19 protein-coding genes are annotated in these 17,372 nt (G+C 69.2%); 12 read left to right on the plus strand and 7 right to left on the minus strand.

The window, feature by feature from the left end:
- The first annotated feature begins 27 nt into the window (after positions 1-27).
- From ssb to NX068_RS08525, 5 genes are all read left to right on the plus strand, one after another.
- Entirely contained in the window at positions 28-519 is a 492-nt protein-coding gene (gene ssb, locus NX068_RS08505) for a single-stranded DNA-binding protein (RefSeq protein WP_263460834.1), read from the plus strand.
- A 115-nt stretch (positions 520-634) separates the two neighbouring features.
- Positions 635-1,600 (plus strand): MBL fold metallo-hydrolase, encoded by a 966-nt coding sequence (locus NX068_RS08510; RefSeq protein ID WP_263460835.1) that lies wholly within the window; start codon positions 635-637, stop codon positions 1,598-1,600.
- A gap of 10 nt (positions 1,601-1,610) precedes the next feature.
- Entirely contained in the window at positions 1,611-2,483 is an 873-nt protein-coding gene (locus NX068_RS08515; RefSeq protein WP_263460836.1) for a tRNA threonylcarbamoyladenosine dehydratase, read from the plus strand.
- Positions 2,480-2,851 (plus strand): sirohydrochlorin chelatase, encoded by a 372-nt coding sequence (locus NX068_RS08520; RefSeq protein WP_263460837.1) that lies wholly within the window; start codon positions 2,480-2,482, stop codon positions 2,849-2,851. Before NX068_RS08515 ends, NX068_RS08520 begins: the two co-directional genes overlap by 4 nt.
- 136 nt (positions 2,852-2,987) lie before the next feature.
- Positions 2,988-3,302, plus strand: a complete 315-nt coding sequence (locus NX068_RS08525) for a PilZ domain-containing protein (RefSeq protein WP_263460838.1) — start codon at positions 2,988-2,990, stop codon at positions 3,300-3,302.
- A 144-nt stretch (positions 3,303-3,446) separates the two neighbouring features.
- Here NX068_RS08525 and NX068_RS08530 read toward each other — a convergent pair whose 3' ends face one another.
- A complete protein-coding gene (locus tag NX068_RS08530; RefSeq protein ID WP_263460839.1) occupies positions 3,447-3,962 on the minus strand; it encodes a disulfide bond formation protein B in 516 nt (171 codons plus the stop codon).
- Positions 3,963-4,029: 67 nt separating this feature from the next.
- Positions 4,030-4,926, minus strand: a complete 897-nt coding sequence (locus NX068_RS08535) for a LysR family transcriptional regulator (protein WP_263460840.1) — start codon at positions 4,924-4,926, stop codon at positions 4,030-4,032.
- A 170-nt stretch (positions 4,927-5,096) separates the two neighbouring features.
- Between NX068_RS08535 and NX068_RS08540 the strand changes: the two genes are divergently transcribed.
- Together NX068_RS08540 and NX068_RS08545 are read left to right on the plus strand one after the other, a co-directional pair.
- Positions 5,097-5,696 carry an FMN-dependent NADH-azoreductase gene (locus NX068_RS08540; protein WP_263460841.1) on the plus strand — a complete coding sequence of 200 codons (600 nt, stop codon included), beginning with the start codon at positions 5,097-5,099 and terminating at the stop codon, positions 5,694-5,696.
- A gap of 122 nt (positions 5,697-5,818) precedes the next feature.
- The gene (locus NX068_RS08545; RefSeq protein ID WP_263460842.1) at positions 5,819-6,694 is read left to right on the plus strand and encodes a pirin family protein; all 876 of its coding nucleotides are present in this window, start codon (positions 5,819-5,821) and stop codon (positions 6,692-6,694) included.
- Positions 6,695-6,734: 40 nt separating this feature from the next.
- Here NX068_RS08545 and ybiB read toward each other — a convergent pair whose 3' ends face one another.
- The gene (ybiB, locus tag NX068_RS08550; RefSeq protein ID WP_263460843.1) at positions 6,735-7,688 is read right to left on the minus strand and encodes a DNA-binding protein YbiB; all 954 of its coding nucleotides are present in this window, start codon (positions 7,686-7,688) and stop codon (positions 6,735-6,737) included.
- Between the two features lie 76 nt (positions 7,689-7,764).
- Here ybiB and NX068_RS08555 point away from each other — a divergent pair, with 76 nt between their 5' ends.
- Positions 7,765-8,646: an NAD(P)-dependent oxidoreductase gene (locus tag NX068_RS08555; RefSeq protein ID WP_263460844.1), complete on the plus strand. Its 882-nt coding sequence runs from the start codon at positions 7,765-7,767 to the stop codon at positions 8,644-8,646.
- A gap of 10 nt (positions 8,647-8,656) precedes the next feature.
- Complete coding sequence (locus NX068_RS08560; protein WP_263460845.1) at positions 8,657-9,526, plus strand: NAD(P)-dependent oxidoreductase; 870 nt, start codon at positions 8,657-8,659, stop codon at positions 9,524-9,526.
- 38 nt (positions 9,527-9,564) lie between these two features.
- Here NX068_RS08560 and NX068_RS08565 read toward each other — a convergent pair whose 3' ends face one another.
- Genes NX068_RS08565 through NX068_RS08575 form a run of 3 tightly spaced genes read right to left on the minus strand, consistent with a single transcriptional unit; the run spans position 9,565 to position 12,512 of the window.
- The gene (locus tag NX068_RS08565) at positions 9,565-10,254 is read right to left on the minus strand and encodes a class II aldolase/adducin family protein (RefSeq protein ID WP_263460846.1); all 690 of its coding nucleotides are present in this window, start codon (positions 10,252-10,254) and stop codon (positions 9,565-9,567) included.
- The gene (mtnA, locus tag NX068_RS08570) at positions 10,251-11,318 is read right to left on the minus strand and encodes an S-methyl-5-thioribose-1-phosphate isomerase (protein ID WP_263460847.1); all 1,068 of its coding nucleotides are present in this window, start codon (positions 11,316-11,318) and stop codon (positions 10,251-10,253) included. Before mtnA ends, NX068_RS08565 begins: the two co-directional genes overlap by 4 nt.
- A 24-nt stretch (positions 11,319-11,342) precedes the next feature.
- A complete protein-coding gene (locus NX068_RS08575) occupies positions 11,343-12,512 on the minus strand; it encodes a pyridoxal phosphate-dependent aminotransferase (protein WP_263460848.1) in 1,170 nt (389 codons plus the stop codon).
- Here NX068_RS08575 and NX068_RS08580 point away from each other — a divergent pair.
- The 3 genes from NX068_RS08580 to NX068_RS08590 are packed head-to-tail and all read left to right on the plus strand — an operon-like array spanning position 12,445 to position 15,945.
- A complete protein-coding gene (locus NX068_RS08580) occupies positions 12,445-12,972 on the plus strand; it encodes a PP0621 family protein (protein WP_263460849.1) in 528 nt (175 codons plus the stop codon). The two genes, NX068_RS08575 and NX068_RS08580, sit on opposite strands and share 68 nt — an antisense overlap.
- A gap of 1 nt (position 12,973) precedes the next feature.
- A complete protein-coding gene (locus NX068_RS08585) occupies positions 12,974-14,542 on the plus strand; it encodes a sensor histidine kinase (RefSeq protein ID WP_263460850.1) in 1,569 nt (522 codons plus the stop codon).
- Positions 14,539-15,945, plus strand: coding sequence for a sigma-54-dependent transcriptional regulator (locus NX068_RS08590; protein WP_263460851.1), 1,407 nt, complete (start codon positions 14,539-14,541; stop codon positions 15,943-15,945). The genes NX068_RS08585 and NX068_RS08590 overlap by 4 nt, the downstream gene beginning before the upstream one ends.
- A 3-nt stretch (positions 15,946-15,948) precedes the next feature.
- Here NX068_RS08590 and NX068_RS08595 read toward each other — a convergent pair whose 3' ends face one another.
- Positions 15,949-17,358: an MBL fold metallo-hydrolase RNA specificity domain-containing protein gene (locus NX068_RS08595; protein ID WP_263460852.1), complete on the minus strand. Its 1,410-nt coding sequence runs from the start codon at positions 17,356-17,358 to the stop codon at positions 15,949-15,951.
- Positions 17,359-17,372 lie beyond the last annotated feature (14 nt).

Here is a 17,372-nt window from a genome sequence, read left to right on the forward strand (position 1 = left end):
ACGGCATTCATTTGAAAGGAGAACGGGATGGCATCCCTGAACAAAGTGATTCTGATCGGCAATCTCGGCCGCGATCCTGAGACGCGCTACGCGCCCAGCGGCGACGCGATCTGCAACCTGACGGTGGCGACCACCGAAGTCTGGAAGGACCGGACCAGCGGCGAACGCCGCGAGGCCACCGAATGGCACCGCGTGGTGTTCTTCGGCCGCGTCGCCGAAGTCGCTGCCCAGTACCTGCGCAAGGGCAGCCAGATCTACGTCGAAGGCCGCCTGCAGACGCGCAAGTGGCAGGACCAGAACGGCCAGGACCGCTACACCACCGAAATCCGCGGCGACGAGATGAAGATGCTCGGCCGGCGCGAAGGCGGCGACGCGCCGATGCGCGCGCCGGACAGCGGCTACGACGCGCCGGCGCCGGCATCGCGTCCGGCACCGGCGGCTGCGCCGCGCCCGCAGTCGCAGGCGCCGGCGGCGTCCTCGTCCGGCTTCGGCGATTTCGACGACGACATCCCGTTCTGAAAGCGGGAGCAGGGGCTTCTTGCAGCGTGACTTGCGCCCGGGCTGCGGCTGCGGATCATCGCTAACATGAGATCGGGCGTTCGACCCGAAGAAGCGACAAGAGGAGGGGATTTCCATGAACGAGCTCATCAGCTATCCGGATGGCATCCATGCGCTGGAGTCCGGCTACGGCCGGCCGCAGCTGGCGGCGATCCACCTCGTGGTCGACGAGGGGCGTGCCGCGATCGTCGATACCGGCTGCAATGATTCCGTGCCCCGCGTGCTGAGTACGCTGGCGATGCTCGGCATCGAGCCCGGCAAGGTGGAATGGGTGATGCTGACCCACATCCATCTGGACCACGCCGGCGGGGCGGGCAGCCTGATGTGCGCGCTGCCCAAGGCCCGCCTGCTGGTGCATCCGCGCGGCCTGCGCCACATGATCGATCCGTCCAAGCTGTGGGAGGGCACTGCCGCCGTTTATGGCGCCGAGCGTGCCTACCAGCTCTATGGCCGGCTGGTGCCGATTCCGCCCGAGCGCATCGTGCCGGCGACCGACGGCCTGGAGCTGCGCATGGGCAAGCGCCTGTTCCGCGTGTTCGACACGCCGGGACATGCCCGCCACCACATCTGCATCTGGGACGACAGCGCGCGCGCCTTCTTCACCGGCGACACCTTCGGCCTGTCCTACCGCGAGCTCGACGTCGATGGCCGGGTCTTCGTGCTGCCGACCACCACGCCGACGCAGTTCGACCCGGAGGCGATGCACGAGTCGATCGACCGCATGCTTTCCATGCAGCCGCAGGCGATGCACCTGACCCACTACGGCCGCGTGACCGACGTGCCGCGGCTCGGCGCCGACCTCCACCGCCTGATCGACGCCATGGTCGCGGTGGCACGGGCGGCGCGGGGCGACGAGGTGGCGCGCCACGTCGAGATCCTCGCCGGCCTGGAGCAGGTCGTCCGCGAGGAAGCGGGGCGCCAGGGTTGGGCGCTGGACGAGGAGCAGACGCTGGAACTGCTGCGCATGGACCTCGAACTCAACGCGCAAGGCCTGGGCATCTGGCTCGACAGCCAGCGCGTGGCCGAGCCGCAGCCGGCCTGACGGAAGGACGATGGACGTGAGCCGGGTGGATGGCGGCGGGGCCAACGAGCGGGTGGAGGACGTGGACCGCGCCCGTCGTTTCGGCGGCATCGACCGCCTTTACGGCATGGGGGCCGCGGATGCGCTGGCGGCTTCCCATGCCTGCGTGATCGGCATCGGCGGTGTCGGCTCCTGGGCCGTCGAGGCGCTGGCGCGCAGCGGCGTGGGCAGGCTGACGCTGATCGACCTCGACCACGTCGCCGAGTCCAACATCAACCGCCAGGCCCATGCGCTCGATGCCACTCTCGGGCAGGCGAAAGTCCAGGCGATGGCGGATCGCATCGCTGCCTTCAGTCCGCAATGCCGGGTCGACACGGTCGAGGATTTCCTCACGGCGGAAAATGCCGCAAGCCTGCTGCAGGGTTTCGATGTCGTCGTCGACGCCATCGACAACGTGCGGGCCAAGGTGGCGATCGCCGCGCTCTGCCGGGCGCGGCAGATGCCGCTGGTGATGGCCGGCGGCGCGGGCGGCAAGCTCGATCCGGCGCTGATCCGCGTCGATGATCTGGCCCGTACGCTGCAGGATCCGCTGCTGTCCAAGGTGCGTGCCCGCCTGCGCAAGGAGCACGGCTTTCCGCGCGAGCCGAAAAGGAAGTTCGGCATCGAAGCGGTGTTTTCCACCGAGCCGCTGCGCCATCCGTCCGCGCCGGCCTGCGAGGCAGAAGCTGGGCGCAGCCGCGGGCCGCAGGGCCTGGCCTGTGCCGGCTACGGTTCGAGCATGGCGATGACCGCCAGTGTCGGGCTGTTCTGCGCTTCGCGTGCGCTGCTTCACCTGTTGCGCGCCGGCCAGGCGCGTGCGGGTGCAGCGGAGCGGGCCGAGACCATGACCGGAGCCGAGGCATGAGCGACGTCGCGGTGATCCTGTTCGGCCATGGTGCGCGCGATCCCGAATGGGCCGGGCCGATGAAACGGATCCGCCAGCACATGCTGGCCCAGCCCGGCGCGCCGCGCGTGGAGCTGGCCTTTCTCGAGTTCATGCAGCCGACCCTGGCCGAAGCCATCGCCGCGCTGGCCGACGCCGGGATGCGGCGCATCGCCATCGTGCCGGTCTTCCTGGCCCAGAACGGGCATCTGAAGCGCGACCTTCCGGTGCTGCTCGACGCCGCCCGCGCCGCACATCCGGAATGCGAGATCATGCTCGCCGTCGCTGCGGGCGAAGCCGAAGGCGTGATCGCGGCGATGGCCGAATACGCCCGCAGCTGCGCGGCATGACGGCAGGCCGGTGCAAAGCGGGGACGATCGCCGGGGCGTGATCTGATGCACGTCCGGCATGCGTAACGAGTGCTGTCGACCGGGGATGCGGGGCTAGAATCGGGTGATCCGCATCGCTTGCCTTGGACGTATCAGCATGAAGGACATTCCGCCCCACCAGAACCGGCGCCTCGACCGGCGCCTGCCGCTCGGCTGCCCGGCTTTCATCGCCTTGCGCGGCGGTCAGCGCATCGAGGCGGTGTGCATCGAGATCGGCGTCGGCGGGATGACCCTGCATGCCGCCTACGTGCCGGAGCAGAACGAAGTCCTCGACGTCGCGGTGCTCGGGCCTCAGGGCTCGCCCGTGGCCGATCGCCCGCCGCTGGTCGGCAAGCTCGAAGTCACGCGCTGCAACGCGCTGGGCGACGGCCGCTACGAGATCGGCGGCCGCATGATGCGCGTGGTCGATTGACGCGTAGCGGCTCGGTTTTCTGCAGGAGCGGCTTCAGCCGCGACAGGGCGCGATAGCTTCCCCGACGGGGTCTGCTTTTGCGGCTCGGCGGCCCCGGCAGAAGCCGCTACAGGGGGGCCACAGTACAAGGCCCATCGATACCGCTCAGGGCCTGTCTGCCCGGCGCAGCAGCATCCACAGCGCGAACACCGCCGTCGCCGAAAAGCTCAGCAGCGACCAGTTGGCGATCGACAGGCCGAGGAAAGTCCAATCCACCGCCGCGCAGTCGCCCGCACCGCGGAAGATCATCGGCAGCGCTTCGCCGAGCGGAAAACTCTCCAGCATGAATTCCAGCCCCGGGCCGCATTCGGGAATCGCCGGGGGATCGAGCTGCATCCAGGTCTGGCGCGCGGCGATGGCGCCGCCAGCCAGCGCCCCCAGGCCGATCAGCGCGGCATAGACCCGGCTGCCCGTGCGGCCCGGCCCGTGGATGCCGCCGACCAGGGCGATCAGCGCCACGGCGAGGAAGGCGTAGCGCTGCATCACGCACATCGGGCAGGGTTCGAGGCCTTTCACATGCTGCAGGTAGAGGCCGAAGCCGAGCAGGCCGATGGCGGTGGCGAACAGGGCAAGGTAAAGCGTGCGCGCCGGCAGGCGCAGCAGGGTCTGGAGCAGGGGCATCTCGATCCGGTATTGCTGGGCGGGCGCCCATTGTAGGGGATATTCCCTCGGAGCGCGGCGGACGGCCTCAGGTTCCCAGTGCCGCCTGCAGCATGTCGAGGAAGGCCCGCGTCTTGGCCGGCATCAGCCGGCGGCCGGGGAATACCGCCCAGGCGGTGTTGGCAGGCAGGCACCAGTCCGCCATCACGCGGCGGAGCTCCCCCTGGCGCACGTAGGGTGCAGCGAAATAAACGGGCACCGCGGCGATGCCGGCGCCGGCGCGGGCGAAGCGGATCAGCAGTTCGGGCGAATTGGCCGTGATGCTGCCGGGCGGCGTGCCTTGCCAGCGCTCATCGTCCCGCATCAGCGTCCAGCCGAGTGCCTCGCCGCTGCGCGTCAGCAGACGCAGCGCACGGTGCGCGTTCAGCGCCTCGGGGTGCCCGGGTTCGCCGTGCTCGGCGAGATAGCCGGGCGAGGCATACAGCCCGCTGGGAAAGACCGCCAGGCGGCGCGCGGCGAGCAGGGCGTCGTCGGGCAGTTCGCCCATGCGGATGGCGACGTCGAAGTTCTCGCCCAGCAGGTCCACCCGGCGTGGCGACAGATCCAGCTCCAGCGACACCGCAGGGTGCATCGCGGTGAAGGCCGACAGCATGTCGACCAGCAGCAGGCTGGCGAAATCGCTCGGCATCGACACCCGCAGGCGGCCGCTGGGCCTGGCCTGGCGGCTTTCGGCCAATGCCTTCACGGCCTCGATCTCATCGGCCACCTGGCGCGCGTGTTCCAGCAGCGCGGTGCCGAACTCGGTCAGCGTCAGCCGCCGCGTGGTGCGCAGCATCAGGCGTTCGCCGAGCTGCTCTTCCAGTTGCGAGACGCGGCGCGAAACCGTGGACTTGGGCAGGCCGAGGCGTTCGGCCGCCGCCGTGAAGCTGCCGGTCTCGGCCACGCGGGCAAAGATCAACAGGTCGTTGGGGCTGTACTGTTCCATATGAGGGACAATGTTATGCGTTCTGCTGGATTAATGAAGACGGGCGACATGATTAGACTCTGATCGTCGTCATCGAACAAGGCTGCAGTCCCGGCATCGTGACCTCGACCTCGCGTCAGGCGGATTCCGGCCGGACTTCGGCAAACCCCTCGACCCCACGGAGAACAGACATGAACATCCTGCAGATCAACGGCAGCGCCCGCAGCGAAGGCGCGAACTCCACCCGTGTTGCCAACAGCATCATCGCCCGTCTGCTGGCAGCGGACCCCGGCGCCCGCGTCGTGCTGCGCGATCTGGCGCGCAATCCCGCGCCGGTGGTGGACGAAGCCGCGCTCGGCGCACTGTTCACACCGATTGAGCAGCGTACGCCGGAGCAAGCCGTACGCGTCGCCGAAAGCGATGCGCTGATCGCCGAAGTGCAGGCTGCCGACGTCATCGTGCTCGGCGTGCCGATGTACAACTTTGCCATTTCGTCCCAGCTCAAGAACTGGATCGATGCCATCGCCCGCGCCGGCGTCACCTTCCGCTACACCGAGAACGGCCCCGAAGGCCTGCTGAAGGGCAAGAAGGTCTTCGTCGCCTGCGCTCGCGGCGGCCGCTACCGTGGTACGTCGACCGACACGCAGACGCCGTACCTGCAGACCGTGCTCGGTTTCGTCGGCCTCACCGACGTCCGCTTCGTCTATGCCGAAGGCCTGAACATGGGCGAGGAAGCGGCAAAGCAGGGTTTCGCCGAAGCCGAGGCCGACATCGAAGCCGTTCTGGGCTGAAAACCTGGCGGCAGGCTGGGCCTTGCCGGTGGCCGCGCCTGACTGGCCCCGCCGCTTCATCCGGCCTGCCGCACCTCGCCGGCCGCACCTGGCCAGCCGCAGTTCCTAGCAGGAGTACCGACATGAGCATCCGCCCGAGCGAAACCGTTTCCCGTCCGCGCGACGTCGAGCGCCTGGTCGTCGGCCAGGCCACGTCCGACGGCGCCGGCGTCAAGCTCACCCGCGTGCTGGCGCAGCCGCTGCAGCGCCGGCTCGATCCCTTCCTGATGCTGGATGCCTTCGGCAGCGACAAGGCCGACGACTACATCGCCGGTTTTCCCGACCATCCGCACCGTGGCTTCGAGACCATCACCTACATGATCGCCGGCCGCATGCTGCATCGCGACAGCGCCGGCCATGAAGGCTTGCTGGAAAACGGCGGCGTGCAATGGATGACGGCCGGGCGCGGCGTGATCCATGCCGAGATCCCGCAGCAGCAGGAAGGCCTGATGGCGGGCTTTCAGCTGTGGCTGAACCTGCCGGCGCGGGACAAATTGTGCGTGCCCTGGTATCGCGATTTCGCCAGTGGCGAACTGCCCCGCTTCACCACCGATGCCGGCGTGCAGGCGACGGTGATCGCCGGTGAAAGCCACGGCACGGCCGGCGCGGTGACGCGCGAGGCGACCGCGCCGCTGTATCTGGACCTGCAGCTGCCGGCCGGCGCGCGCTTCAGCCAGCCCTTGCCGGCCGGGCACAACGCTTTCCTGTACGTTTATCGCGGAGAACTGGACGTCGCCGGCACGGCAGTGCCTGCCGGGCGCATGGCCATCCTCGCCAACGATGCGGAGTGCGACGGCGTGGTCGTCGACGCGGCCGGCGTGGAAACGCGTGCGCTGCTGATCGCCGGCCGGCCGCTGAACGAGCCGATCGCGCAGTACGGGCCTTTCGTCATGAATACCGAGCAGGAGATCTACCAGGCACTGGCCGACTACCGCGCTGGCACGCTGGCCGGCGCCTGACGCCGGCTGCGTCCGGGCCGGGGAGGGCCGGTGTAGGCGGCTAGCCGGCGAGTGCCTTCAGCGCCGCCACCTGGGCGGTGATCGGTGCGGGAATCGGCATCTCGCCGGCCAGCATGGCACGGATCTGCGCCGCGTTGTCCGCCACCGAGGGGGCGTCCGGCAGCGTGCCGAGCGGCGGCGCGCCGCCTTCTTCGCCTGCCACGCCGATCGACGCGATGCCGTCCCGATAGACCTTCATTTCCGGGCAGCGCCGCGGGTTGGCGTAGATTTCGCCTTCGGTGCCGCGCAACAGCATGGCACGGCCGGTATGGGCGCGGCCGGCACAGGCGCGGCCGCCTGGGCTGGTATCGGTGCGAAGGAAAGCGTCCATGCGCTCGAGGTATTCGGGGTGGGTGACGGCGACCACCCGCACGCTGCGGCCGTGGCAGGGGTCGAGCAGTTTGGCGACGATGTGGCCGCTGGCACGCACGCCCATGCGCGTGCGCAGCGCCAGCAGCGGATCGAGCCCGGGCAATAGACCGTCGACGTGGATACAGGCCAGGCGATCGGCCGCCAATTGCCGCGATGCATCTTCGGCATCGGCGGCAGGCTGCAGGCCGAGGGCGGCGAGCAGCTCGAAAGGGCTCACCCGGGTGTCGAAATCGTGCCGGCCCTGGATCAGCACCGGCACGCCTTCGCGCGCCAGCAGCATCGCCACCAGCGGCATCAGGTTGGACTGGCGGCGGGCGCCGTTGTAGGTGGGCAGCACCACGCAGCGCGGGCCGTCGGGCACCGTCAGCTGCACCGTCCGCGCATCCATCGCCTGCTTGAAGCCGATCAGCTCCTCGAGCGATTCGCTCTTGATGCGGAAGGCGATCAGGATGGCGCCGAGTTCGATGTCCGCTACCTTGCCGTCGAGGATGTCGCCGAACAGGCTTGCCGCCGTGGCAGTGTCGAGTGAACGCGCGCCCTTGGCGCCTCGTCCGATTTCCTTGATGATTGGGCCGTAGTTCATGGCGGCGATTATGGGCATGTTTGCAGCCGCTCACCAGCCCGCCCTGTGCCAACCCCGAATACGGAGCGAATACAGAATGGAAGTCGGATTCATCGGTCTCGGCCTCATGGGCCGGCCCATGGCATTGAACCTGATCAAGGCCGGCCACACGGTGCATGTCTGGAGCAGAAGGCGTGAATCGATGCAGCCGCTGCTCGACGCCGGCGCGAATGACGCCGCCAGCGCGGCCGAAGTCGCCCGCCGTGCGGCGATCACGATCAGCATCGTCGCCGACGCACCCGATGTCGAGCAGGTCACGCTCGGCGCCGATGGTGTCGCCGACGGCGCTTCTGCCGGCCACATCCACATCGACATGAGCACGATCGCGCCGGCGGCGGCGCAGTCGATCGCGGCCCGCCTGGCCGAACGCGGCGTGAGCATGATCGACGCGCCGGTGTCCGGCGGCGAAGTCGGCGCCATCGCCGCCACGCTGACGATCATGGCCGGCGGCGACGCGGCGGCGTTCGAACGTGCGCTGCCGCTGTTCCAGGCCATGGGCAAGTCCGTCACCCGCATCGGCGACAGCGGCGCGGGCCAGGTCGCCAAGGCCTGCAACCAGATCCTGACCGGTGTCGGCGTGGCGGCGGTGGCCGAGGCGCTGAATTTCGCCAACAAGAGCGGCGTCGACGCCGCCAGGGTGCGCGAGGCGCTGCTCGGCGGCTTCGCCTATTCACGCGTGCTCGAGAATCACGGCCAGCGCATGCTCGACCGCAACTTCAAGCCGGGCTTCAAGGCCTGGATGCACCAGAAGGACATGCGCATCGTCATGGAAGAGGCGCACCGCCTCGGCCTGGCGCTGCCGTCGTCGGCAGCGACGGCGCAGATGTTCAACGCCATGGTCGGCAGCGGCCTGGGCGAAGACGACTCGGTGGCGATGCTGAAGCTGCTCGAAGGCATGAGCGGCGGCAGCGGCAAGTGAGGGGGCGGACATGAAAGTCGGTTTCATCGGACTGGGGGTGATGGGCGAGCCGATGGCGCGCCATCTGCGTGCGGCGGGACATGATCTGGCGGTGTGGGCGCGCCGGCCGGAGTCGGCGGCAGCGCTGGCCGCCGAAGGCGTGCCGGTGTGCGCCACGCCTGCCGAGCTGGCGGCGCGCTGCGACGCGGTGATCACCATCGTCACCGCCAGCGCGGACGTGGATGCGCTGGCTTTCGGCGAGCAGGGCCTGGCCGCCGGCTTCGCGCCCGGCGCCGTCCACGTCGACATGAGCACGATCGCGCCGGCGATGGCGCGTTCGCTGGCCGAGCGCTACGCCGCGCGCGGCATCGGCTTCGTCGATGCACCGGTGTCCGGCGGCGGCCAGGGCGCGCGCGAGGCGGCGCTGGCGATCATGGCCGGCGCCGACGAGGCCGTGCTGGCGCGCGTGCGGCCGCTGCTCGAGGCGGTGGGCAAGCGCATCGTGCACATCGGCCCGCCGGGAGCCGGCCAGGTGGCCAAGGCCTGCAACCAGATGATCATGGTCTCCGCCATCCAGGCCTGCGCCGAGGCTCTCAGCCTGGCCAATGCGCACGGCGTGGACGCGGCGGCGGTGCGCAGCGCGCTGATGGGCGGGTCGGCGGCGTCGCGCGTGCTGGAGGTGATGGGGGCGAAGATGATCGGGCGCGACTTCGCCGCGGGCGTCGAGGCACGGCTGCACCACAAGGACTTCGCCCTGCTGATGGACGAGGCGGCCCGGCTCGGCGCGCCGCTGCCGGTGGCCGCTCAGGTCTGGCAGCAGCTCAATGCGCTGATGCGGGCGGGCTGGGGGAGGGACGACACCGCCAGCCTGTTGCGGCTGCTGGAAAGCTCGGATCGGTAGGCCAGCTTCGCGCAGAAGCCGCTTCGGGGACGGTAGGCTCAGCCGCGCGGCTTGCCGTACCAGCGGAAGCGTTCGATGACTTCCGCCATTTCCTCGGCGGACAGCAGTACCGGCGGGCCGAGCTGCAGCGTGCGCCAGTACTGCTCGCACAGGGTTTCGAACTCGATCGCCAGTGCCAGCGCGTGCTGCAGCTCGCGGCCGAGCACCACCATGCCGTGGTTCGCCAGCAGGCAGGCGCTGCGCTGGTGCAGGGCGGCGACGGCGGCATCCGACAGCGCCTGGGTGCCGAAGGTGGCGTAGCGCGCGCAGCGCACGGTGCTGCCGCCGAAGCGCGCGATCATGTAGTGGAAAGGCGGGATGTCGAGGCGCTGGCAGGCGAGCGCGGTGGCGAAGGGCGCATGGGCGTGCAGGATCGCGCCGGCGGCGGGAAAGGCGGCGTAGATGTCGCGGTGCAGCTGCCATTCGGACGAAGGCGCAAACAGGCCCCGCCAGTTGCCGCCGGTGCCGACGACGGCCATGTCTTCCGGCCGGCAGCGTTCGGCAGGCAGGCCGCTCGGCGTGATCAGCATGCAGGCCGGCGACGGCAGGCGCACGCTGGCATTGCCCGCGCTGCCGACGTTCAGCCCTGCGGTGCCCATCGCGCGCATGGTGTCGAGCAGGGCGGCGCGTAGCTCCGGACCGGCGTCGGCGTCCGGCGGGGTTGGCTGTGCGGCAGCTTCGGCGCTCATCGTGCGGCCTCGGGGTAGAGGTCGGCGAGTTGACCGGGGGCGGTGATGCCGCGCTCGGTGACGATCGCAGTGATCAGCGATGCCGGCGTGATGTCGAATGCGGGGTTCGCAACGCGGGTGCCGGGCGCTGCCTGGCGCAGTTCGGCGAGGCCGCCGCTGGCGTCGATGCCGCGCAGCATGCAGAGCTCTGCCGCGCCACGGTCTTCGATCGGAATGGACGGCCCGTCCGCGCAGCCGAAGTCCAGCGTCGAATGCGGCGCGGCAATGTAGAAGGGTACGCCGCTGGCCTGTGCGGCGAGCGCCTTCAGCCAGGTGCCGACCTTGTTGGCGGTGTCGCCGTTGGCGGCGATGCGGTCGGCGCCGGTGATCACCAGGTCGATTTCGCCGCGCATCAGCAGCAGGCCGGCGGCGTTGTCGGCGATCAGGGTGTGTGGCACGCCGGCGGCAGCCAGTTCCCAGGCAGTCAGCAGGCCCTGGTTGCGCGGCCGGGTTTCACTGACGAAGACTTCCACGGCAACGCCTGCGGCCTGCGCGGCATAGACCGGCGCCAGCGCGGTGCCGGCGCCGCAGGTCGCGAGCCAGCCGGCGTTGCAATGTGTCATCAGCCGTACCGGGCCGGGGCGGCGGGTCGCGATCGTTTCGATGAGTGTCAGGCCGTGGCGGCCGATGGCGTCGCAGGTCGCGGCGTCGTCGGTGCGGATCGCTTCGGCTTCGGCCCAGGCAGCGGCCAGGCGGTCGCCGGCGGGCAGCGGCCGCAGCAGCTTCGCCATGCGCGCCAGCGCCCAGTGCAGGTTGACTGCGGTCGGCCGGGTGGCGGCCAGTGCCTGCAGGGCATGCTCGAGCGCCGGGTCGCTGCTGTCGTGCAGCAGCGCGAGGGCGACGCCATGGGCGGCGGTGGCGCCGATCAGCGGCGCGCCGCGCACCTGCATGTCGCGGATGGCGCGGGCGGCGTCGGCCAGTGTGGCGAGGCGCAGGGTTTCGGCGCGGAAGGGCAGCGCCGTCTGGTCGAGGATGAGGACCGCGTCGCCGTCGCGGCGCAGCGTGGGGATGGGTTGTTCGAACATTCAGGGATCCCGTCTGCGCCGGATTCAGGCGGTGCCGAAGGCGGCGTCGAGCTTTTCGCAGGCGGCGGCCAGCGTCGCTTCGTTTTTGGCGAAGCAGAAGCGCACGACCTTGTCGTCGTGGCCGTCGGCGAAGAAGGCGGACACCGGGATCGCGGCGACGCCGACTTCGCGGGTCAGGTACTCGCAGAAGGCGGTGTCGCCCAGGTCCGAGATCGCGTCGTAGCGGGCGAGCTGGAAGTAGGTGCCGCGCGAGGGCAGCAGCTCGAAGCGCGAGCCGGCCAGCGCGTTGCGGAAGAAGTCGCGCTTGGCCTGGTAGAAGGCGGCCAGGCCGGCGTGGCGCGAAGCGTCGGCCATGTAGTCGGCGAGCGCGAGCTGCACCGGCGTATTCACGGTGAAGACGTTGAACTGGTGCACCTTGCGGAATTCCGCCATCAGTTCGCGCGGCGCGACCACGTAACCGACTTTCCAGCCGGTGATGTGGTAGGTCTTGCCGAAGCTCGAGACCACGAAGCTGCGCTCGGCGAGTTCGGGGTGGGCGGCGCAGCTGGCGTGGGCGACGCCGTCGAAAACGATGTGCTCGTAGACTTCGTCGGCGACGATGACGATGCCGGTGCCGCGAACCAGCTCGGCAAGGCGGTCGAGGTCGGTGCGCTGCCAGACGGTCGCGGTCGGGTTGTGCGGCGTGTTGATCATGATCATGCGGGTGCGCGGCGTGATCGCCGCCGCCACCGCCGTCCAGTCCGGGCGGTAGTCGGGTGCGGCCAGCCGCAGCCGCACGACCTTGCCGCCGGCCAGCTCGATCGATGGCACGTAGGAGTCATAGACCGGCTCGAACACGATCACTTCGTCGCCGGGATGCACGCAGGCCGCGACTGCGGTGAACAATGCCTGGGTGGCGCCGGCGGTGATGGTGATCTCCGCCTCGACGTCGTAGCGCGTGCCGTACAGCGTCTCGATCTTGGCTGCAACGGCTTCGCGCAGCGGCAGGCAGCCGGCCATCGGCGGATACTGGTTGTGGCCGGCACGCATCCAGTGCGCGACGCGTTCGAACAGGACGTCCTCGGCGTTGAAGTCCGGAAAGCCCTGCGACAGATTGATCGCCCGGCATTCCTGCGCCAGGCGCGACATGACCGTGAAGATCGTGGTGCCGACGGCGGGCAGGCGCGAACCGAGCGGAGCGGGAAAGTGCGGCATGGCGGGCAGGAGAGCGGACGGAGCCGCCATTGTCGCAAAGAGCGCACGGAGATGGCAGTACAGCGTTGGCAGACTGCAGCGGCCGGCATGGCGACGGACTTTGCCGGCAGGCCATGCCGGACACCATGGCGGCAAGCCGTCGCCGCAGGGTGGCGAGGGGTGGCGTGCTAGAATCCGGCGCGTCTTCATCCTGTCCGGCGATGCCTTTTTCGCCCTGCCTACCGTGCGCAATCTGCTGATCCTCATTCTCGTTCTTGCCGGCATCTGGTGGATTCGGCGGGCGATGGCGCGGATCGGGAAGAAGCCGGCCAAGGGTAAGAATGGCCAGGCGGATGCCGTGGCCGAGCGCGTGCTGGAGTGCGCGCATTGCGGCCTCAACGTGCCCGAGTCAGAAGGCGTGCGCGAGCACGGCCGCTTCTACTGCTCCGATGCGCATCGGCTCGCCGGGCCGCGGGAGTGAAATGAGCGCGGCTGCGTCGATCGCCATCGAGCGTTCGCGCCTCGCCTCGCTGCATTTTCTCAACCTGTTCCGGCTGGTGCTGGCGGGGCTGTTCGTCGTCGCGGGCGAGGAGCTGGGGCTGGGGAGCGAGATGCCGGCAGTATTTCGCGCCGTTGCATACGGCTACGTGGCGAGCGCCCTGGTGCTCGGTTTCCGCGAAGTGTCCGGCTACCTGGGCGAATCGCGCATGATCGCGCTGCAGGCCGTGATCGACGTCGCGGCGCTGTCGCTGATGATGTGGGCGAGCGGCGGCTACGGCAGCGGCCTGCCGGTGCTGATGATGGTGATGCTGGCCGGTGTCGGCTTGGTCGCGGAAGGGCGCATGGTGCTGTTCTTCGCTGCGCTGGCGACCATCGCGGTGCTGATCGAGAACGTGTGGCGCCTGGCAGTCGGCGATCAGCCGGTCGATTTCCTCAAGGTCGGCATCTTCTGCACCGGTTTCTTCGGCATCGCCTTGATCGCCCGCCTGCTCGCCTCGCGGGCGCAGGCCAATGCCTCGCTCGCGGCGGAACGCGGCGAAGCGCTGGCCAAGCAGCAGGCGGTCAACGAACGCATCATCCGCGACATGCAGGATGGCGTGATCGTCGCCGACGCAAAGGGCCGCGTGCTGCAGTCGAACCCGCAGGCGGCCGTGCTGCTCGGCATGGATGCGTCCGCTTCGGGTTCGCTCGAAGGGCTGCAGCTGACGGATGTCGATCCGGTGTTCGACGAACTGATGTGCGGCCGCCATCCGGACGGCCGCCTGCTGCGCATCGGTCCGGGCGGGCGCCTGATGCGTTGCCGCGTGGTGTATGGCGAGCAGGAAGGCGCCGAGGGGGGCGACTTCCTGATCTACCTGACCGATTTCGAGGATATCCAGCGCGAGCTGCAACAGACCAAGCTGGCGGCGCTGGGGCGCCTGACCGCCAGCATGGCGCACGAGATCCGCAATCCGCTGTCGGCCGTGACCCAGGCGGCCGAACTGCTGCGCGACGAGAAGCGCGGCGAGATGCAGGGGCGGCTGGTGCGCATCATCAACGATAACGCGCATCGCATCGAGCGCATGATCCGCGACGTGCTGGCGCTCGGCCGGCGCGAGCAGGCCCTGCCCGAAGCGCTGCCGCTGGCGCAATTCGCCGCCGAAGTGATCGAGGCGCGGGTGTTCAGCGATCCTGCCGAGTGCGACCTGTATGCGATCGAGATCGAGCCCTCGCTCAGCTTCGCCATCGACCGGGCGCATCTGCACCAGATCCTCGACAACCTGCTAGCGAATGCGCGGCGCTACTGCTCGGGCAAGCCTGCGGCGATACGCCTGCATGCGGTGGCCTTGGCGGGCGAGCGTGTCGCGCTGCATGTGCGCGACGATGGCCCCGGGCTCGACGAGGAGACGCGCCTGCATCTGTTCGAACCTTTCTTCACGACCCATGCCAAGGGTACCGGCCTGGGGCTGTACATCGCACGCGAGCTGGCCGAGGCCAACGACGCCACGCTCGAACTCACGGCGGACGGCCCGGGCGCGGATTTCGTCCTTGAAGGGCGCCAGAAACCATGAGCATCCATGAACGCCGCCACCGTCCTGCCTCCATCGACGTCCTCGTCGTCGATGACGAGGACGACATCCGCGAACTGCTGGAGTTGTCGCTGCTGCGCATGGGGCTGGCCTGCGACACGGCCGGCTCGGTGGCCGAGGCGCGTGCCTGCCTGGAGCAGCGGCGCTACCGCCTGTGCCTGACCGACATGCGCCTGCCCGATGGCGAAGGCTTCGAGCTGGTCGAGTACATCCAGCAGCAATTGCCCGGTCTGCCGGTGGCGGTGATCACGGCGTTCGGCAGCATCGACACCGCGATCCGCGCGCTCAAGCTCGGTGCCTTCGATTTCGTCACCAAGCCGATCGAGCTCAAGGTGCTGCGCGAACTCGTCAGCCATGCGCTCAAGCTCGAACCGGGCGCCGGGGCGGATGCACCGGGCGGACGCAAGCTGATCGGCGCTTCGCCGGCTTTCCAGCAACTATGTAGCCAAGCCGAGAAGCTGGCGCGCAACCAGGCGCCGGTGTTCATCCACGGCGAGTCGGGTACCGGCAAGGAAGTCATCGCGCGCCTGATCCACGCGCTCGGGGCGCGCGCCAACGGGCCGTTCGTTCCGGTCAACTGCGGCGCGATCTCGCCCGAGCTGATGGAGAGCGAGTTCTTCGGTCATCGCAAGGGCAGTTTCACCGGCGCGGCCAGCGACAAGGAAGGCCTGTTCCAGGCTGCTCGCGGCGGCACCCTGTTTCTCGACGAGATCGGCGAGTTGCCGCTGTCGATGCAGGTCAAGCTGTTGCGCGCGCTGCAGGAGCGGGCCGTGCGCCCGGTCGGTGCGCATGCCGAGGAGGCGGTGGATGTGCGCATCCTGTCGGCTTCTCACCAGGATCTGGCGCGGCTGGTGGCCGAAGGCCGCTTTCGCCAGGATCTGTTCTTCCGCATCAACGTGATCACGCTGCGTGTTCCGCCGCTGCGCGAGCGCAGCGAGGACATTCCCGCGCTGGCCGAACACATCCTCGACCGCGTCGCCGAGCGCGAGGGCACGACACCGCGTCGTCTGTCGCCCGCTGCGCTGGCGGCGCTGCAGCGCCATTCCTTTCCGGGCAACGTGCGTGAGCTGGAGAACCTGCTCGAACGCGCCTGCGCCTTGTGTGAAGGGGACGAGATCGGTGTCGAGGACATCGACCTGCTGCCGGTCGAGTTCGCGTCGCCGGCGGTGGCCGTACCTGCAGCGATGCCTGGCCCCGGTGCAGCAGTGGAGCCGGGCATGGCCGACGTTGGTGGCTACGATCCCGAGGCCGATGGCGAGATCGAGCGTCTGCGCGTGCTGCAGGCGCTGGAGCAGACGCGCTGGAACCGCAGCGCGGCGGCGCGCAAGCTCGGCATGACGCTGCGCCAGTTGCGCTACCGGCTGCAGAAGTGGGGCATGGAGTGATGTTCAGGCCTGTACACGGACCTTGCCGCTGGTCGCCTGGATGAGGTGCGCGGCGAAGGCGGCGCGGACTTCGTCTTCGCCATGCACCAGCCGCACTTCGGCCGGAAGATGGCGCATGCGGGTGATGAAGCGGGTCAGGTCGTCCCGGTCGGCATGCGCCGAGTAGCCCGACAGCGTGTCGATGCCGGCACGGATGCCGATGCGCTCGCCGTCGATATCGACGTAGCCGCCGCGCGGGCCGAAAGTCTGGATGGCGTGGCCCGGCGTGCCGCGCGCCTGGTAGCCGACGAAGACGACGTTGTGGCGGACGTCGCCGAGCATGGCCTTGAGGTAGTTCATCACTCGTCCGCCCGCGCACATGCCGCTGGCGGCGATGACGATGGCAGGTTCGCCGCTGCGGGCGAGACGCTGGACGTTGGCGAGATGGGCGTCGTGGCCATCGATCGCCACCAGTTGTGCGTAGCTCAGCGGCTGACGCCCGGCGCGCAAGCGCGCTTTCGCCTCGGCGTCCCAGAATGGCTGGAGCTCACGATAGAGCTGGGTGAAACGGCTGGCCAATGGTGAGTCGAGATGGATCTTCAGCGCTTCCCAGCGTGCCGCATGGCGCCCGGGCTTGCGGCGCTGGCGATGCAGGATGTCCTCGAACTCGTACAGCAGCTCCTGCGTGCGGCCGATGCTGAAGGCCGGGATGATCACCGTGCCGCCATCCTCCAGGGCGCGTTCGACCACGCGGCGCAGACGTTCGCGGCGATGCCGCCTGTCTTCGTGGACGCGGTCGCCGTAAGTGCTTTCGAGCACGACGATATCCGCCTGCCAGGGCGGGCGCGGCGCGTGCAGCAACGGCGCATGGGGCGCGCCGAGATCACCCGAGAACAGCACCCGGCGCCGTTGCGGCCAGGCTTTGCCGGAGAGGTCGAATTCGACGTAGGCCGAACCCAGGATGTGGCCGGCGCGCTGCAGCCGGACCCGGCAGGTGGCGTTCGCACCGCGATAGAGCGTGTGCCATTGGCGGTAGGACAGGGGGCGGATGCGCGCTTCGACCATCTGTAGATAGCGTTCGACCAGTGCCCTGTCTCGGCTCACGCCGACCTGGAAAGCGTCGGCGAGCACGGTCGGCAGCAGGCGCGCAGAGGGTTCGCTGCAGAAGATCGGTCCGCGGAAGCCGGCGGCCAGTAACCACGGCAGGCGGCCGCAGTGGTCGATGTGGACGTGCGTTAGGATCAGCGCGCCGATGTTCGACACCGGAAAGGGAATGTCGAGCCGGTCTGCGCCGGCGCTGCCGTCGGGAGAGGTTTCCGCGCCCTGGAAGAGGCCGCAGTCGATCAGGACGCTCTGGTCGCCGTCGATGAAGAGTTGGTGGCACGAGCCCGTGACACCGTGCCGCGCGCCGTGATGGAGGATGCGAGGGTTCATGCGGTGATTCTATC

It is taken from the genome of Thauera carbonicopians (assembly GCF_025699485.1).
Taxonomy (GTDB): Bacteria; Pseudomonadota; Gammaproteobacteria; order Burkholderiales; family Rhodocyclaceae; genus Thauera.

What these genes read in the sequence shown, in the direction of transcription:
- ssb (WP_263460834.1), top strand. Translation starts at nt 28, where the DNA reads ATGGCATCCCTGAACAAAGTGATTCTGATCGGCAATCTCGGCCGCGAT.
- NX068_RS08510 (WP_263460835.1), top strand. Translation starts at nt 635, where the DNA reads ATGAACGAGCTCATCAGCTATCCGGATGGCATCCATGCGCTGGAGTCC.
- NX068_RS08515 (WP_263460836.1), top strand. Translation starts at nt 1,611, where the DNA reads ATGGACGTGAGCCGGGTGGATGGCGGCGGGGCCAACGAGCGGGTGGAG.
- NX068_RS08520 (WP_263460837.1), top strand. Translation starts at nt 2,480, where the DNA reads ATGAGCGACGTCGCGGTGATCCTGTTCGGCCATGGTGCGCGCGATCCC.
- NX068_RS08525 (WP_263460838.1), top strand. Translation starts at nt 2,988, where the DNA reads ATGAAGGACATTCCGCCCCACCAGAACCGGCGCCTCGACCGGCGCCTG.
- NX068_RS08530 (WP_263460839.1), bottom strand. Translation starts at nt 3,962, where the DNA reads ATGCCCCTGCTCCAGACCCTGCTGCGCCTGCCGGCGCGCACGCTTTAC.
- NX068_RS08535 (WP_263460840.1), bottom strand. Translation starts at nt 4,926, where the DNA reads ATGGAACAGTACAGCCCCAACGACCTGTTGATCTTTGCCCGCGTGGCC.
- NX068_RS08540 (WP_263460841.1), top strand. Translation starts at nt 5,097, where the DNA reads ATGAACATCCTGCAGATCAACGGCAGCGCCCGCAGCGAAGGCGCGAAC.
- NX068_RS08545 (WP_263460842.1), top strand. Translation starts at nt 5,819, where the DNA reads ATGAGCATCCGCCCGAGCGAAACCGTTTCCCGTCCGCGCGACGTCGAG.
- ybiB (WP_263460843.1), bottom strand. Translation starts at nt 7,688, where the DNA reads ATGAACTACGGCCCAATCATCAAGGAAATCGGACGAGGCGCCAAGGGC.
- NX068_RS08555 (WP_263460844.1), top strand. Translation starts at nt 7,765, where the DNA reads ATGGAAGTCGGATTCATCGGTCTCGGCCTCATGGGCCGGCCCATGGCA.
- NX068_RS08560 (WP_263460845.1), top strand. Translation starts at nt 8,657, where the DNA reads ATGAAAGTCGGTTTCATCGGACTGGGGGTGATGGGCGAGCCGATGGCG.
- NX068_RS08565 (WP_263460846.1), bottom strand. Translation starts at nt 10,254, where the DNA reads ATGAGCGCCGAAGCTGCCGCACAGCCAACCCCGCCGGACGCCGACGCC.
- mtnA (WP_263460847.1), bottom strand. Translation starts at nt 11,318, where the DNA reads ATGTTCGAACAACCCATCCCCACGCTGCGCCGCGACGGCGACGCGGTC.
- NX068_RS08580 (WP_263460849.1), top strand. Translation starts at nt 12,445, where the DNA reads ATGACCGTGAAGATCGTGGTGCCGACGGCGGGCAGGCGCGAACCGAGC.
- NX068_RS08575 (WP_263460848.1), bottom strand. Translation starts at nt 12,512, where the DNA reads ATGCCGCACTTTCCCGCTCCGCTCGGTTCGCGCCTGCCCGCCGTCGGC.
- NX068_RS08585 (WP_263460850.1), top strand. Translation starts at nt 12,974, where the DNA reads ATGAGCGCGGCTGCGTCGATCGCCATCGAGCGTTCGCGCCTCGCCTCG.
- NX068_RS08590 (WP_263460851.1), top strand. Translation starts at nt 14,539, where the DNA reads ATGAGCATCCATGAACGCCGCCACCGTCCTGCCTCCATCGACGTCCTC.
- NX068_RS08595 (WP_263460852.1), bottom strand. Translation starts at nt 17,358, where the DNA reads ATGAACCCTCGCATCCTCCATCACGGCGCGCGGCACGGTGTCACGGGC.